13 protein-coding genes are annotated in these 14,622 nt (G+C 71.7%); 10 read left to right on the top strand and 3 right to left on the bottom strand.

Annotation, left to right across the window (positions count from 1 at the left end; translation table 11 throughout):
* Positions 1–38: 38 nt before the first annotated feature.
* From ACOTKD_RS22105 to ACOTKD_RS22095, 3 genes are all read left to right on the top strand, one after another.
* Positions 39–896: a GNAT family N-acetyltransferase gene (locus tag ACOTKD_RS22105; protein WP_424890716.1), complete on the top strand. Its 858-nt coding sequence runs from the start codon at positions 39–41 to the stop codon at positions 894–896.
* Positions 897–1,185: 289 nt separating this feature from the next.
* On the top strand, positions 1,186–2,955 hold the full coding sequence (locus ACOTKD_RS22100) for an IucA/IucC family protein (protein ID WP_424890779.1): 1,770 nt from the start codon (positions 1,186–1,188) through the stop codon (positions 2,953–2,955).
* Between the two features lie 43 nt (positions 2,956–2,998).
* Positions 2,999–4,978: an ATP-dependent DNA helicase gene (locus tag ACOTKD_RS22095; protein WP_424890715.1), complete on the top strand. Its 1,980-nt coding sequence runs from the start codon at positions 2,999–3,001 to the stop codon at positions 4,976–4,978.
* A 127-nt stretch (positions 4,979–5,105) separates the two neighbouring features.
* Here ACOTKD_RS22095 and lexA read toward each other — a convergent pair whose 3' ends face one another.
* Positions 5,106–5,891 carry a transcriptional repressor LexA gene (gene lexA / locus ACOTKD_RS22090; protein ID WP_030368667.1) on the bottom strand — a complete coding sequence of 262 codons (786 nt, stop codon included), beginning with the start codon at positions 5,889–5,891 and terminating at the stop codon, positions 5,106–5,108.
* Positions 5,892–6,427: 536 nt separating this feature from the next.
* On the opposite strand from lexA, the gene nrdR reads away from it, so the two are divergent.
* Together nrdR and ACOTKD_RS22080 are read left to right on the top strand one after the other, a co-directional pair.
* Positions 6,428–6,940: a transcriptional regulator NrdR gene (gene nrdR / locus ACOTKD_RS22085; protein WP_030368666.1), complete on the top strand. Its 513-nt coding sequence runs from the start codon at positions 6,428–6,430 to the stop codon at positions 6,938–6,940.
* Positions 6,941–7,053: 113 nt separating this feature from the next.
* Positions 7,054–9,918: a vitamin B12-dependent ribonucleotide reductase gene (locus ACOTKD_RS22080; protein ID WP_424890714.1), complete on the top strand. Its 2,865-nt coding sequence runs from the start codon at positions 7,054–7,056 to the stop codon at positions 9,916–9,918.
* Positions 9,919–9,990: 72 nt separating this feature from the next.
* Here the strand turns inward: ACOTKD_RS22080 and ACOTKD_RS22075 are convergent, their stop codons facing one another.
* A complete protein-coding gene (locus tag ACOTKD_RS22075; RefSeq protein ID WP_424890713.1) occupies positions 9,991–10,413 on the bottom strand; it encodes a nuclear transport factor 2 family protein in 423 nt (140 codons plus the stop codon).
* 102 nt (positions 10,414–10,515) lie between these two features.
* Here ACOTKD_RS22075 and ACOTKD_RS22070 point away from each other — a divergent pair, with 102 nt between their 5' ends.
* The 3 genes from ACOTKD_RS22070 to ACOTKD_RS22060 are packed head-to-tail and all read left to right on the top strand — an operon-like array spanning position 10,516 to position 12,630.
* Complete coding sequence (locus ACOTKD_RS22070) at positions 10,516–11,130, top strand: TetR/AcrR family transcriptional regulator (RefSeq protein WP_424890712.1); 615 nt, start codon at positions 10,516–10,518, stop codon at positions 11,128–11,130.
* Between the two features lie 26 nt (positions 11,131–11,156).
* Positions 11,157–11,990 carry an arylamine N-acetyltransferase family protein gene (locus ACOTKD_RS22065; RefSeq protein ID WP_424890711.1) on the top strand — a complete coding sequence of 278 codons (834 nt, stop codon included), beginning with the start codon at positions 11,157–11,159 and terminating at the stop codon, positions 11,988–11,990.
* Positions 11,991–12,024: 34 nt separating this feature from the next.
* Positions 12,025–12,630, top strand: coding sequence for a YdbC family protein (locus ACOTKD_RS22060; protein WP_424890710.1), 606 nt, complete (start codon positions 12,025–12,027; stop codon positions 12,628–12,630).
* Between the two features lie 35 nt (positions 12,631–12,665).
* On the opposite strand, the gene ACOTKD_RS22055 is transcribed toward ACOTKD_RS22060, so the two are convergent.
* Positions 12,666–13,346: a TetR/AcrR family transcriptional regulator gene (locus tag ACOTKD_RS22055; protein WP_424890709.1), complete on the bottom strand. Its 681-nt coding sequence runs from the start codon at positions 13,344–13,346 to the stop codon at positions 12,666–12,668.
* Between the two features lie 133 nt (positions 13,347–13,479).
* Here ACOTKD_RS22055 and ACOTKD_RS22050 point away from each other — a divergent pair, with 133 nt between their 5' ends.
* Both ACOTKD_RS22050 and ACOTKD_RS22045 read left to right on the top strand, forming a co-directional pair.
* Complete coding sequence (locus tag ACOTKD_RS22050) at positions 13,480–14,181, top strand: ATP-binding cassette domain-containing protein (RefSeq protein ID WP_424890708.1); 702 nt, start codon at positions 13,480–13,482, stop codon at positions 14,179–14,181.
* On the top strand, positions 14,178–14,594 hold the full coding sequence (locus ACOTKD_RS22045; RefSeq protein ID WP_424890707.1) for an ATP-binding cassette domain-containing protein: 417 nt from the start codon (positions 14,178–14,180) through the stop codon (positions 14,592–14,594). The genes ACOTKD_RS22050 and ACOTKD_RS22045 overlap by 4 nt, the downstream gene beginning before the upstream one ends.
* Positions 14,595–14,622: the final 28 nt, after the last annotated feature.

Genomic DNA, 14,622 nt, shown 5'->3' with positions numbered 1-14,622 from the left:
CTGACACCGAGGGGATCCTCCGAGAGGAGTGCGTCTCCGTGCCGCCCACCGACCCCAGTACGAGCCCGGGCGCCGGCCCCGGCCTCGGCGCCGTCCCGGGCCCCGGCCCGAGCTCCGACGGCCTCGCCGTCCCGGGCACCGGCGGCAGGCTCGACGACAGAGCCTGCGCGAGCGCCGGTGACGGCGCCGGCCCCCCGACCGACAACGAGACCACCCTCGAACTGAAGCTGTCCGAAGAGTTCGCCGGGCTCCTCGACCACGGCCCGCCGGAGCCCGCCGCGATCACCGCGGGCCGCGGGCCCGCCGCGGCCATCGGCCCGGGCTCCGACCTCCTCGACTCGCTCCCCGACTGGGGCCCCGCCGACACCGGCGCCGGCACCTTCCAGCTCGTACCGGTCCGTGTGGAGCGCGATCTGCGGCTCATCACCCGCTGGATGAACGACCCGGCCGTCGCGGCCTTCTGGAAACTGGGCGGCCCTGAGAGCGTCACCGAGGCCCACCTGCGCGCCCAGACCGGCGGCGACGGGCGCAGCATCCCCTGTCTCGGGGTGCTCGAAGGCGTGCCGATGAGCTACTGGGAGGTCTACCGCGCCGACCTCGACCCCCTCGCGCGCCACTACCCGGCCCGCCCCCACGACACCGGCATCCACCTCCTGATCGGCAAGGTCGCCGACCGGGGCCGCGGCCTCGGCACCCGCCTGCTGCGGACCGTCGCCGACCTCGTCCTGGAGCACCGGCCCTCCTGCGGCCGCGTCGTCGCCGAACCCGACCTGCGCAACACCCCGTGCGTCTCCGCCTTCCTGAGCGCGGGCTTCCGGCTCATGGCGGAAGTCGACCTTCCGGACAAGCGGGCGGCACTCGTGGTCCGCGACCGTGCCCTGCGCACGCTCCTCTAGTACGTACGCGCTTCACCCGTCACCCCTCACCCTCGCCCGGCTCATCTCAATCCCCTCCCACCGGCCTTTTCGAGGAGCCCCCTTGTCTCCTTCTTCCCGGTCCGAATCACCCCGGCCCGAGCACCTCGGCACCCGCTCCGGCCCGGACGCCACCGCCCGCGCCGCCGGCCCCGACGCCGCGGACAACCCGGCCCACTCCCATCCCGAGGACATCCCCGACCGCCCCACGCGCCCCACCCGAACCGACGGCTCGGACTGGTCGCTCGCGGGCGCCCGGCTGCTCGCCAAGATGCTCGGCGAGCTCAGCTACGAGGGCGTGCTCACCCCCGAGCCGGACGACGTGCTGCCCGAGCAGTCGGACACGCTGCCCGGTCCGGGAGACACACCGCCCGGGCCGGACGGCCCACCGGCGGCCCCGGAGCCCGCCGCTGCCTACCGCCTGCCGTTAACGGATGACGTGACCTGCCGCTTCCGCGCCCGCAGGGGCGCCTACGGTCACTGGCGCGTCGACCCTGATTCCGTCACCCCCTTCCAGGACCCCCTCCGCTTCCTCGCCCTCGCCCACGACACCGTGCTCGGCCTGTCCGGCGACACCACCGGCCACCTGCTCAGGGAACTCCTCGCCACCCTCGCCGCCGACACCCGCCTCCAGGCGGGCGCCCTCAGCGCGGCCGACCTCGCCGACCTCGACTACGCCGCGCTGGAAGGCCACCAGACCGGCCACCCCTGGCTCATCGCCAACAAGGGCCGGCTCGGCTTCTCCGCCTCCGACGCCGCCCTGTGGGCACCGGAGGCCCGCATCCCGCGCCGCCTGCCCTGGATCGCCGTCCACCGCGACCTCGCGCACTACCGGGCCGTCCCCGCACTCGCCACCCCCGATCGCCTCTACGCCGAAGAGCTCGCCCCCGGCACCCGGGCCGCCTTCGCCCGCACCGTCGCCGACCACGGGCGCGACCCCGCCGGCTACCTCTGGCTCCCGGTCCACCCCTGGCAGTGGGACGAGACCGTGGCCCCCCTCTTCGCGCCCAGCCTCGCCGACGGATCCATCATCCTCCTGCCCACTGACAACGACCTCCGGCTCCCGCAGCAGTCCGTCCGCACCTTCCTCAACGCCAGCCGCCCGGACGCCCGGACCGTGAAGCTCCCGCTGTCGATCCTCAACACCCTCGTCTGGCGCGGCCTGCCCACCGAGCGCACCCTCGCCGCCCCCGCCGTCACCGCCTGGGTCCAGGCCCTCCGGGACGAGGACGACTTCCTCCGGGACGAGACCCGGGTGATCCTCCTCGGCGAGACCGCCTCCGTGACCGTCGAGCACCCCCTCTACGACCGGCTGCCCGGCGTCCCCTACCAGTACAAGGAACTGCTCGGCTGCATCTGGCGCGAGCCTCTCGGCCCCGCCCTCGCCCCCGGCGAGCGCGCCCGCACCCTCGCGGCCCTGCTGCACACCGACCCCGCCGGCCGCTCCTTCACCGCCGAGCTCGTCCGCCGCTCCGGCCTGGCCCCGGCCGACTGGCTGCGCCGGCTCTTCGCCGCGCTGCTCCCGCCGCTGCTGCGCTTCCTCTACCGCTACGGCACCGTCTTCTCCCCGCACGGCGAGAACACCATCGTCGTCTTCGACGACAACGACGTCCCCACCCGCCTCGCCGTCAAGGACTTCGTCGACGACATCAACATCAGCGCCGTGCCGCTCCCCGAGCACGCCTCCATGCCCGGGGACGTACGGGAGGTGCTGCTCACCGAACCGCCCGGATTCCTCACCCAGTTCATCCACTCCGGCCTCTTCGTCGGGGTCTTCCGCTACCTCGCGCCGCTGTGCGAGGAACAACTCGGCGTGCCCGAAGCGGCCTTCTGGTCGCTCGTCCGGGCGGAGATCGTCCGGCACCACGAGCGCTTCCCGCGGATGAAGGACCGCTACGAGGCCTTCGACCTGCTCACCCCGCGGATCGAGCGCCTCTGCCTCAACCGCAACCGGCTGCATCTCGACGGTTACCGCGACCGCCCGGAGCGCCCGCACGCGGCCGTCCACGGCACCGTGCCCAATCCGCTGCACATTCCGTGACGCCGCCGCCGATGTCAGTGCCGCCCCTTAGGGTGGAAGAGCTATGACTGCCTCCTCCTCGCCCTCCCTCGCCGACCTGCTGCACGCCGCCGTCACCGCCGTCGGCGGCACCGAGCGGCCCGGCCAGGTCACCATGGCCGAATCCGTCGCCGAATCCGTCGACGGCAATTCCCACCTGCTCGTCCAGGCCGGCACCGGCACCGGCAAGTCCCTCGGCTATCTGGTGCCGGCCCTGGCCCACGGCGAGCGCGTGGTGGTGGCCACGGCGACGCTGGCGCTCCAGCGCCAGCTCGTGGAGCGCGATCTTCCGCGGACGGTGGACGCCCTGCAGCCGCAGCTGCGCCGCCGCCCCCAGTTCGCCATGCTCAAGGGCCGGTCCAATTACCTGTGCCTGCACCGGCTGCACGAGGGGGTGCCCCAGGACGAGGAGGAGGGGCTCTTCGACCCCTTCGAGGCGGCGGCGCCCTCCAGCAAGCTCGGCAAGGACCTGCTGCGCCTGCGCGACTGGTCCGACGAGACGGAGACCGGTGATCGCGACGACCTCACCCCCGGCGTCTCCGACCGGGCCTGGTCCCAGGTGTCGGTCACGTCCCGCGAGTGCCTCGGCGCCTCGAAGTGCGCGTACGGCGCGGAGTGCTTCGCCGAGGCGGCCCGGGAGCGGGCCAAGCTCGCCGACGTGGTGGTCACCAACCACGCCCTGCTGGCCATCGACGCCATCGAGGGCGCCCCGGTGCTGCCGAGCCATGAGGTCCTGATCGTCGACGAGGCCCATGAGCTGGTCTCCCGGGTCACCGGCGTCGCCACCGGCGAGCTCACCCCCGGCCAGGTCAACCGCGCCGTGCGCCGCGCCGCCAAGCTGGTCGACGAGAAGGCCGCGGATGCCCTGCAGACCGCCGCGGAGAGCTTCGAGCGCCTGATGGAGCTCGCGCTCCCCGGCCGCCTGGAAGCGCTCCCCGACGATCTCGAGTACGCCCTGATGGCGCTGCGCGACGCCGCCCGTACGGTCATCTCGTCGATCGGCAACACCCGCGACAAGTCCGTCCAGGACGAGGACGCGGTCCGCAAGCAGGCCCTGGCCTCCGTGGAGAACATCCACGCGGTCGCCGAGCGCATCGTGGAGGGCTCCGAGTACGACGTCGTGTGGTACGAGCGGCACGACCGCTTCGGGGCCTCGCTCCGGGTGGCCCCGCTCTCGGTCTCCGGGCTGCTGCGCGAGAAGCTCTTCAGCGAGCGGTCCGTGGTGCTCACCTCGGCCACGCTCAAGCTCGGCGGTGACTTCAACGGCGTCGCCGCGTCCCTGGGCCTGGCCCCGGAGGGCACCGGCGGAGCGGACAGCCCGGAGTGGAAGGGCGTCGACGTCGGCTCGCCGTTCGACTATCCCAAGCAGGGCATCCTCTATGTCGCGCGGCATCTGTCCCAGCCCGGCCGGGAGGGCAGCCGTTCGGACATGCTCGACGAGCTGGCCGAGCTGGTGGAGGCCGCCGGCGGCCGGACCCTGGGTCTGTTCTCCTCGATGCGCGCCGCCCAGGCCGCGGCCGAGGCGCTGCGCGGCAGGCTCGACGTGCCGATCCTCCTCCAGGGCGAGGAGACGCTCGGCGAGCTGATCAGGAATTTCGCCGCCGACCCGCGTACGTGCCTGTTCGGCACGCTGTCGCTGTGGCAGGGCGTCGATGTGCCGGGGCCGAGCTGCCAGCTGGTGGTGATGGACCGCGTGCCCTTCCCGCGCCCGGACGACCCGCTGATGAGCGCCCGGCAGAAGGCCGTGGAGGAGGCGGGCGGCAACGGCTTCATGGCGGTGGCGGCGACGCACGCCGCGCTGCTGATGGCCCAGGGGGCGGGTCGGCTCGTCCGGGCCTCGGGGGACCGTGGTGTGGTCGCCGTGCTGGACCCCCGGCTGGCCACCGCCCGCTACGGCGGCTTCCTGCGCTCGTCACTGCCGGACTTCTGGTACACCACGGACCGTAACCAGGTGCGGCGCTCGCTGGCTGCGATCGACGGGGCGGCGAAGGCGGAGGGCCGCTAGACGCTGCGGGCCCGGCCTCGCCGGGCCCCGGGACGTACGGAGGCGCAACAGCAGCACGGCGGAAAACGGAAAAGAGCCCCGGAACCGGCGCAGGTGGTTCCGGGGCCCGGCCTTGCAGCCTGCACCTTCAGACGCGGCGCAGCACCGCCACGACCTTGCCGAGGATGGTGGCCTCGTCGCCCGGGATCGGCTGGTAGGCGGCGTTGTGCGGCAGCAGCCACACATGGCCGTCCTCGCGCTTGAAGCGCTTGACCGTGGCTTCCCCGTCGAGCATGGCGGCCACGATGTCGCCGTTCTCCGCGACGGGCTGACGGCGGACCGTCACCCAGTCGCCGTCGCAGATGGCGGCCTCGATCATGGAGTCGCCGACGACCTTCAGGACGAACAGCTCTCCGTCGCCCACCAGTTGGCGGGGGAGCGGGAAGACGTCCTCGACGGACTCCTCGGCGAGGATCGGACCGCCCGCGGCGATCCGGCCGACCAGCGGCACGTAGGACGCGGCGGGCTTGCCGGTGGTGTCCGTGGGCTGCGAGCTGGGCTGGTCCGAGCCGCGCACCTCGTAGGCGCGGGGGCGGTGCGGATCCCGGCGCAGGAAGCCCTTGCGCTCCAGCGCCATGAGCTGGTGCGCCACCGAGGAGGTGCTCGACAGCCCGACCGCCTGGCCGATCTCCCGCATGGAGGGTGGGTAGCCCCGGCGCTGGACGGAATCCCGGATCACTTCGATGACCCGCCGCTGGCGGTCGGTGAGGCCCGAGCTGTCGGCCCGGATTCCTGGAGGTCGCCCCGGGAGGGCCCGAGCGGGCTTCTGCCCCTCGGAGCTCATGGCTGCGTCATTCATCGGGTGTGCCTGGTCGAGTCGGTTCTGGGAGCGGTCCTGGGCGGTGATTGTGGCGCTGTCTGCGGTGGTGGTCACGTCGGCCCCTCTCGAGATGTTCTCCCTAGCTGGACAACGGTAGTTGCTTTCGAAAGGTTGCGCCAAACACACGTTCGAGTGAAATATCGAAGTTTGCCTGACGTGATCAAGGTCGAGGGTGTACGGCTGAAGATCAATTCGGACTATTACGGTACCCTTCGGTGCGAAGAGCACCGGGCGGGTTCCGGGGTCCTGCGGGCCCCGCGCGGGACCGGCCGGATCGGACCGGAGCCCTCCGTGAGTGGCTCCAGTCTGTCATCAAAGCCCCCGTGCCCCTGCGGCCGGGGCGGCTCGCGTAGGGTCGTGAGCGGTCTTCGCGGCCGCGACACGCGTCCGGTGCGGTTCACCGCACGGCACCAGATCTAGTGGTTTGATTGGCGGAAGCCGCCCACAGGTTGTGGTCGAGGGGCGTCGCCGGTCATTTGAGGGCGCCGTCATCGCCTATGCTTGGGGCTGCTTCGCGAGGCCCCCGTTCGAGGGTCCGCCGAGGCTGAAGATCGTGCACAGTCCTACGAGGGTGAGGAGGGTGGAGAGCCATGCACTGCCCCTTCTGCAGGCACCCCGACAGTCGCGTCGTCGACAGCCGGACCACCGATGACGGCTGCTCGATCCGGCGCCGGCGCCAGTGCCCCGACTGCTCCCGTCGTTTCACGACCGTGGAGACGGCGTCGCTGATGGTGATCAAGCGGAGCGGGGTCACCGAGCCCTTCAGTCGCACCAAGGTCATCTCCGGAGTGCGCAAGGCGTGCCAGGGCCGCCCGGTCACCGAGGACGCCCTGGCCCAGCTCGGCCAGCGGGTCGAGGAGGCGGTGCGCGCCACGGGCAGCGCCGAGCTCTCCACCCATGACGTGGGTCTCGCCATACTCGGCCCCCTCCGGGATCTCGACCTCGTCGCGTATCTGCGGTTCGCGTCCGTGTACCAGGCGTTCGACTCGCTCGAGGACTTCGAGGCCGCCGTCGCGGAGCTCCGCGAGCAGCGGTCCGCCGCGACCGCCGGCGACGGCGACGAGGACTCCCGGGTCCCCGCGCCCAGCACGGCCGCCGAGTAGCCGCGGCCATCACAGACCTGCCCGGTGCGCCGCGCGCCCGGGCGAAAGACAGACATAGCGCGCCACGGAAGAAATAGGCGCATTAGGGCGTTTTGCCCGTAGAGGGAGGCGGCATGACCGAGACGACGAGCGGCCCGGCACGAGGTTCCCGCTCCAAGGGGAACAAGGGCGGCAAGGGTCTGCGCATCGAACGCATCCACACCACCCCCGGGGTCCACCCGTACGACGAGGTCGTGTGGGAGCGTCGTGACGTCGTCATGACCAACTGGCGCGACGGCTCGATCAACTTCGAGCAGCGCGGCGTGGAGTTCCCCGACTTCTGGTCGGTGAACGCGGTCAACATCGTCACGAGCAAGTACTTCCGCGGCGCCACGGGTTCGCCCGAGCGCGAGTCCAGCCTCCGCCAGCTCATCGACCGCGTCGTGCTGACCTACCGCAAGGCGGGCGAGGAGCACGGCTACTTCGCCTCCCCGGCGGACGCCGAGATCTTCGAGCACGAGCTGACCCACGCCCTGCTGCACCAGGTCTTCAGCTTCAACTCCCCGGTCTGGTTCAACGTCGGCACCAAGCAGCCGCAGCAGGTCTCCGCCTGCTTCATCCTCTCCGTCGACGACTCCATGGAGTCGATCCTCGACTGGTACAAGGAAGAGGGGATGATCTTCAAGGGCGGCTCCGGCGCCGGCCTGAACCTCTCCCGCATCCGCTCCTCCAAGGAGCTGCTCTCCTCCGGCGGCAACGCCTCCGGCCCGGTCTCCTTCATGCGCGGCGCCGACGCCTCCGCAGGAACGATCAAGTCCGGTGGCGCCACGCGCCGTGCGGCCAAGATGGTCGTCCTCGACGTCGACCACCCCGACGTCGAGGCCTTCATCGAGACCAAGGTGAAGGAGGAGGAGAAGGTTCGCGCCTTGCGCGACGCCGGCTTCGACATGGACCTGGGCGGCGAGGACATCACCTCCGTCCAGTACCAGAACGCCAACAACTCCGTCCGCGTCAACGACGAGTTCATGAAGGCCGTCGAGACCGGCTCGAAGTTCGGGCTGCGCGCCCGGATGACCGGTGAGGTCATCGAGGAGATCGACGCCAAGGGCCTCTTCCGCAAGATGGCCGAGGCCGCGTGGGCCTGCGCCGACCCGGGCATCCAGTACGACGACACCATCAACCACTGGCACACCTCGCCGGAGTCGGGCCGGATCACCGCGTCCAACCCGTGCAGCGAGTACATGCACCTGGACAACTCCTCGTGCAACCTCGCCTCCCTCAACCTCATGAAGTTCCTCCGCGACGACGACCAGGGCAACCAGTCGTTCGACGCCGAGCGCTTCGCCAAGGTCGTCGAGCTGGTCATCACGGCGATGGACATCTCCATCTGCTTCGCCGACTTCCCGACCGAGAAGATCGGCGAGACCACCCGCGCCTTCCGCCAGCTGGGCATCGGCTACGCCAACCTCGGCGCCCTGCTGATGGCCACCGGCCACGCGTACGACAGCGACGGCGGCCGCGCCCTCGCCGGTGCCATCACCTCCCTGATGACCGGCACCTCCTACAAGCGCTCCGCCGAGCTGGCCGCGGTCGTCGGCCCGTACGACGGCTACGCCCGCAACGCCGACGCCCACAAGCGCGTCATGAAGCAGCACGCCGACGCCAACGGTGCCGCCCGGCGCATGGACGACCTGGACACCCCGGTGTGGGCCGCGGCGACCGAGGCCTGGCAGGACGTCGTCCGCCTCGGCGAGAAGAACGGCTTCCGCAACGCCCAGGCGTCGGTCCTGGCGCCCACCGGCACCATCGGCCTGATGATGGACTGCGACACCACGGGCGTCGAGCCGGACCTGGCCCTGGTCAAGTTCAAGAAGCTCGTCGGCGGCGGCTCGATGCAGATCGTCAACAACACGGTGCCGAAGGCGCTCAAGCGCCTGGGCTACCAGCCGGAGCAGGTCGAGGCGGTCGTCGCCCACATCGCCGAGCACGGCAACGTGATCGACGCCCCGGGCCTCAAGCCCGAGCACTACGAGGTCTTCGACTGCGCCATGGGCGAGCGTGCGATCTCCGCCATGGGCCACGTGCGCATGATGGCCGCCGCGCAGCCGTTCCTCTCCGGCGCGATCTCCAAGACGGTGAACCTGCCGGAGTCGGCCACCGTCGAGGAGGTCGAGGAGGTCTACTACGAGGGCTGGAAGCTCGGCCTGAAGGCCCTCGCGATCTACCGCGACAACTGCAAGGTCGGCCAGCCGCTCTCCGCCAAGAAGAAGGAGGAGGCCAAGGCCCCCGAGGCCGCCGCCCCCGCCGCGGAGAAGGTCGTCGAGTACCGCCCCGTCCGCAAGCGCCTCCCCAAGGGCCGCCCGGGCATCACCACCTCCTTCACGGTGGGCGGCGCCGAGGGCTACATGACCGCCAACTCCTACCCGGACGACGGTCTCGGCGAGGTCTTCCTGAAGATGTCCAAGCAGGGCTCGACCCTCGCGGGCATGATGGACGCCTTCTCCATCGCCGTCTCGGTCGGTCTGCAGTACGGCGTGCCGCTGGAGACGTACGTCTCGAAGTTCACCAACATGCGCTTCGAGCCGGCCGGCATGACGGACGACCCGGACGTGCGGATGGCGCAGTCGATCGTCGACTACATCTTCCGCCGCCTGGCGCTGGACTTCCTGCCCTTCGAGACCCGCTCGGCCCTCGGCATCCACTCCGCCGAGGAGCGTCAGCGTCACCTGGACACCGGTTCGTACGAGCCGACCGACGAGGACGTCGACGTGGAGGGCCTCGCCCAGTCCGCGCCGCGCCAGACCGAGGCCCCGAAGCCGGCGCAGCCGGCCGCCGCGGTCCCGGCCCCGAAGCAGGCCCACAACTCCACCGAGCTGGTGGAGATGCAGCTGGGGCTGAACGCGGACGCCCCGCTGTGCTTCTCCTGCGGCACGAAGATGCGCCGCGCGGGCAGCTGCTACCTCTGCGAGGGCTGCGGCTCGACCAGCGGCTGCAGCTGATGCGGGTGCCGCCCGGCACTGAATAGCACCTGACGGCGGGGGCCGGAGGAATTCCTCCGGCCACCGCCTTCGTCATGCCCGCGCGGTGAATTCCCTCTGGCCCTCGGCGATCGGCACGTCGTTGATGCTGGCCTCGCGGCGCCGCATCAGGCCGTCCGGGGCGAATTCCCACTGCTCGTTCCCGTAACTGCGCCACCACTGGCCGCCGGCGTCGTGCCACTCGTACCGGAAGCACACCGAGATCCGGTTGCCGGACCACGACCAGAGCTCCTTGCGCAGCCGGTAGTCCAGCTCCTTCTCCCATTTGCGCCGCAGGAAGGCCCGTATCGCGTCCCGGCCGGTGATGAATTCGTGCCGGTTACGCCACACGCAGTCCTCGGTGTAGGCGAGGGCGACCCGTTCGGGATCGCGGCTGTTCCAGGCGTCCTCGGCGGCCTGCACCTTGGCGCGGGCGGAGGATTCGTCGAAGGGGGGCAGGGGTGGGCGCTGGGTCATGGCAAGCCCTTCCACACATGAGGAATGGGGGAGAACGGTCGTTCTCACGTTTCGTGTGTAGCCTAGAGAACGATCGTTCTCCGCGCCAGCCCGGGAGGGGCAATGGACATCACCGAAGCCGACGGACGCCTGCTCGACGCCGCGGAGGCCCTGTTCTACGAGCACGGCGTCCAGGCGGTCGGGATGGACCGGATCCGAGCGGCGTCCGGGGTCTCGCTCAAGCGCCTCTATCAGTGCTTCCCCTCGAAGGACGTGCTGGTGGAGGCCTACTTGCGGCGGCGCGACGGGCGCTGGCGCGGCGCGCTCGCCGAGTACGTCGCCGCGCGTCCGTCGGCGGCGGAGCGCCCCCTCGCGGTGTTCGACCGGCTGGAGGAATGGTTCGGCGAACCGGATTTCCGGGGCTGCGCGTTCATCAATGCCTACGGCGAACTCGGTACGGCCTCCCCGGCCGTGGCCGAAGCCGTGCGGGACCACAAGGTCGAAGTGCTGCGCTATCTGCGCGGACTGGTGCGTGACGCAGGGGCCGCGGAGCCCGGGCCCGTGGCGGAACAGCTGGCGGTCCTGGTGGACGGTGCGATCACCACGGCGGCGATCACCGGAACTCCGGCCCCCGCGCGCAGCGCACGGGAAGCGGCTTCGGCAGTGCTGGAGGCGGCCGGTCTCGCGCAGCGGCGGCCGGCGGGCCGCCCCGTTCAGGGACGGAATACTGTCGGGTGACCGGCCGAGGGGAGAGGGCAGCAGCAATGACGGGCGATTTCACGTGGGGCGGCGAGGAACTGGACCTGGGCGCGTATCTGGCGCGCATCGGCATGGAAGGACCGGTGCGGCCCGACATCGCGACGCTCGGGGCGGTGCACCGCGCTCATGTGGCCGCCTTCCCTTTCGAGAATCTGGAAATCCTGCTGGGCCGGCCGATTCTCCTGGACGTCAAGGCACTTCAGGACAAGATGGTGGCGCAGCGCCGCGGAGGGTACTGCTACGAGCAGAACCTGCTCTTCGCGGCGGCCCTGGAGCGCATCGGATTCTCCTTCACGGGTATCGGTGCGCGGATCAGGATGGGCAGTGACAAGCTGCGCCCGGTCACCCATATGGCGTTGAAGGTCGAGGCGGGCGGCGAACGGTGGCTGTGCGACGTCGGGTTCGGCGGAGAGGGGCTGCTGGAACCCCTGCCGTTCCGCGACGGGGTGCAGGTGCGGCAGGGCGGCTGGACGTTCGGCATCGAACGGGAGCCGGAGGGCGTGCGGGTGCTCCGTTCACTCCACCCGGAGGGCTGGTTCGACCTGTACGCGTTCGGCCCGGAGGAACGCGTCCCGGTCGACTACGCCGTCATGAACCACTACATCTCCACGCACCCGCACTCACCCTTCGTCTCGCGCGCGGTGGTACAGCGGACGGAGCCCGGCATACGGCGGAGTCTGGTGGGCTCCATGCTCGTCACCGCCCGTCCGGACGGCCCCGAGGAGCAACGGGAGGTACGCGCGGAGGAGTTGGTGCGGTTGCTGGCGCGAGAGTTCCGGATCGAGCTCGGCGAGACGGACGCGGAGATCCTCGGACGGGTGCAGTCCTCCGGTACGTGACCTCGGTCCGCTGTGCGGGCCGTACGATGGCGCGGTGCTGGTCAAGTGGACTCGCTGCACCGTGGTCGACCGCCGCGGCTTCGAACGCGGGCAACGCAAATGGGCGGGCCTGCCCGGCGAGCCCGGTTTCCGGGGGCAGGGCGGGGGCTGGAGCAGAGGGCGCCCGCACGTGGTGCACCTGTTCGGCTTCTGGGAGAGCCGGGCGTTCTACGACTCCTTCATGGCGCGGTCGCACGACAGGCTGGCGGCCGCGCAGGCCGGGACCTTCAAGAACCTCCAAGTGCGGCTGTTCGAGCACCGCTTCGACGTGAAGGTGGGCTTCAGCCCGCAGTTCGCGGATGCGGACGTGGTGCGGATCGCCCACTGCCGCGTCCGGGAGGACCGCGTGGAGCACTTCACCCTGATGCAGGAGAAGGTGTGGAACCCGGCCATGGCCGGGTCCCCGGGCATGCTGCGCGGCGTCTTCGGGGAGGCCCCGGGCCGGGAGTTCCTCGTCCTCTCCGTGTGGAACTCCGGGGCCGAGCACGGGAAGTACCGCGCGGAGCGGGTCGAGCGGCTCGCCCTGCGGGCGCAGCTCGAAGCCGATGTGGCGGAGATCGGTGGCGACATCGTCGCCCTGGAGCCTTCCTGGACCGTGTGACGCGCCGGGGCGCCCGCCGGCCGTGCGGCCGCGGGTCAGGCGGTTGATGCAAAGACCCCCGCGCGGGCTGCCGCCAGGGCGGCGTCCGCGGCCTGCCCGGCGACCGCCCCGTCGAGCGGCTCGCGGGTGATGAACAGCCGGAAGAACAGCGGTGCCGAGACGGCGCGGGCGAGGGCGCCGGGGTCCGTGCCGGCGGGCAGTTCGCCGCGGGCGACGGCCCGTTCGACCAGTGGCGCGCAGCGCCCGAAGCGTTCTGCGTAGAAACCCCGCAGGGCGTCCGCCGCCTGCTCCGACTGGAACGCGGCGGCGATGAAGGCGGCGGGTGCCGCCCCGGCGGCCGGATCGCCGAAGGTGTCGACGACCTCCTGCGCCAGGGCGTGCAGATCGCCGCCGAGGGTCCCGGTGTCGGGCGGCGTCCAGCTGTCCTCGCCGGCCAGGTCCAGCGCGTCGGCGACGAGCCCCTCGACGCTGCCCCAGCGCCGGTAGAGCGTCGTCTTGTGGACGCCGGAGTGCTCGGCGACGTACTCCACGGTGAGGCCCGGATAGCCGTGCTCGACCAGCCCGGAGAGGACGGCGTCGCGTACGGCGGCGCGCGTGCGGGCGGTGCGCCCGCCGGGGCGCACCGTGCCGGGTGCCGAGGAGCCGGGGGAGAGGGTCCGTGAAGGGTTCGGAGGCAACTGCAACTCCTGTTGCGTTAGCTGGACGGGGCGTGTCATGCTGAGCGTAACGCAACTTGGGTCGCGTTTGGTGTGCGTGGTCCGGTGCCCGACCGCGGGGGCGTCGTGCCGCCCGTTGCCGATGCCGACGGAGGTTCGCTTGCCCACTCAGCTTTCTTTGCGCGGTGTGTCCGTGTCCCGCGGTGACCGGCCGCTCCTCGACGACGTCACGTTCTCGGTACGGCCGGGCGAGCGGATCGGCATCGTCGGCGAGAACGGCGCGGGGAAGTCCACGCTGCTGAGACTCCTCTCCGGTGCCGAGGCTCCCGACGAAGGAGTCGTCGTGTCCGGCGCCGAAGGCGGTGTCGGCCGGCTCGGGCAGACGCCCGGACTCCCGCCGGACCGCACGGTGGGCGATGCGGTGGACCACGCCCTCGCCGACCTGCGCTCCATCGGTGGGAGCAGGCCTGCGAGGCGTGGACGGCCGAGACGGCGGCGCTGGAGGGGACCGCCGCCGGCGTCGCCCGGCGGGTGGCCCCCGGCCGGGCCGCCAAGGACGGCCACAAGATGGCCTGCGACCGCGACAAGGGCCGTGTCCAGGCCTCGGGTCTCCAGCAGGGTGCGCAACGCCCAGGAGCGGCTGCGCCGGCTCCGGGAGAACCCGGTGCCCCGCCCGCCGGAGCCGCTGCGCTTCGCCGCACGCCCGGCCGCGGGCACCACCCAAGGCGTCCTCGTCGCCCTGGACGGCGTACGGGCCGGTGAGCGGCTGGCGGTCGGCCGCATGGAGATCCGCGCGGGCGAGCGGCTGCTGCTCCACGGGGTCAACGGAGCGGGCAAGAGCACCCTGCTGCGCCTCCTCGCGGGCGCGTCACCGAACCGGACGCCGGCACCGTGACCCGGCGCGGCCGCATCGGCTACCTCGCCCAGGAGATCCCCGTGACCCGCCCCGCCGAGCGGCTCTTCGCCGCCTTCTCCCGCGGCCTGCCGGGCACGGAGGAGGAACAGCGGGCCCTGCTGCTGTCCTACGGGCTCTTCCGGGAGTGCGACCTCCACGTCCCCCTCGGAGCGCTCTCGGCCGGGCCGCGCCGCCGTCCGGGGCTCGCCCGCCTCCTCGCCCGGTCCGCCGACCTCCTCCTGCTGGACGAGCCGACGAGCCACCTCGCGCCCGGCCTGGTCGAGCGGCTGGAGGAGGCGCTCGCCCAGTGGTCCGGCGCCCTGGTCGTGGTCACCCACGACCGGCTGCTGCAGGACCGCTTCGAGGGCCGCAGGCGCGAGATACGGGCGGGCCGGGTGCTGACCGGGGGCTGACGAGGCGGGCGGTCGGCACCCGATCTAG

The organism is Streptomyces sp. XH2, from assembly GCF_049725035.1.
In the GTDB taxonomy this organism is placed as follows: domain Bacteria; phylum Actinomycetota; class Actinomycetes; order Streptomycetales; family Streptomycetaceae; genus Streptomyces; species Streptomyces roseoverticillatus.
The sequence above is the reverse complement of the archived record's forward strand: the minus strand, read 5'-3'. Positions and strand labels throughout refer to the sequence as shown.

Excerpts from the sequence above, each read along its gene's own strand:
- ACOTKD_RS22100 (WP_424890779.1), top strand. The coding sequence starts at position 1,186 with ATGCTCGGCGAGCTCAGCTACGAGGGCGTGCTCACCCCCGAGCCGGAC.
- ACOTKD_RS22095 (WP_424890715.1), top strand. The coding sequence starts at position 2,999 with ATGACTGCCTCCTCCTCGCCCTCCCTCGCCGACCTGCTGCACGCCGCC.
- nrdR (WP_030368666.1), top strand. The coding sequence starts at position 6,428 with ATGCACTGCCCCTTCTGCAGGCACCCCGACAGTCGCGTCGTCGACAGC.
- ACOTKD_RS22080 (WP_424890714.1), top strand. The coding sequence starts at position 7,054 with ATGACCGAGACGACGAGCGGCCCGGCACGAGGTTCCCGCTCCAAGGGG.
- ACOTKD_RS22075 (WP_424890713.1), bottom strand. The coding sequence starts at position 10,413 with ATGACCCAGCGCCCACCCCTGCCCCCCTTCGACGAATCCTCCGCCCGC.
- ACOTKD_RS22070 (WP_424890712.1), top strand. The coding sequence starts at position 10,516 with ATGGACATCACCGAAGCCGACGGACGCCTGCTCGACGCCGCGGAGGCC.
- ACOTKD_RS22065 (WP_424890711.1), top strand. The coding sequence starts at position 11,157 with ATGACGGGCGATTTCACGTGGGGCGGCGAGGAACTGGACCTGGGCGCG.
- ACOTKD_RS22055 (WP_424890709.1), bottom strand. The coding sequence starts at position 13,346 with ATGACACGCCCCGTCCAGCTAACGCAACAGGAGTTGCAGTTGCCTCCG.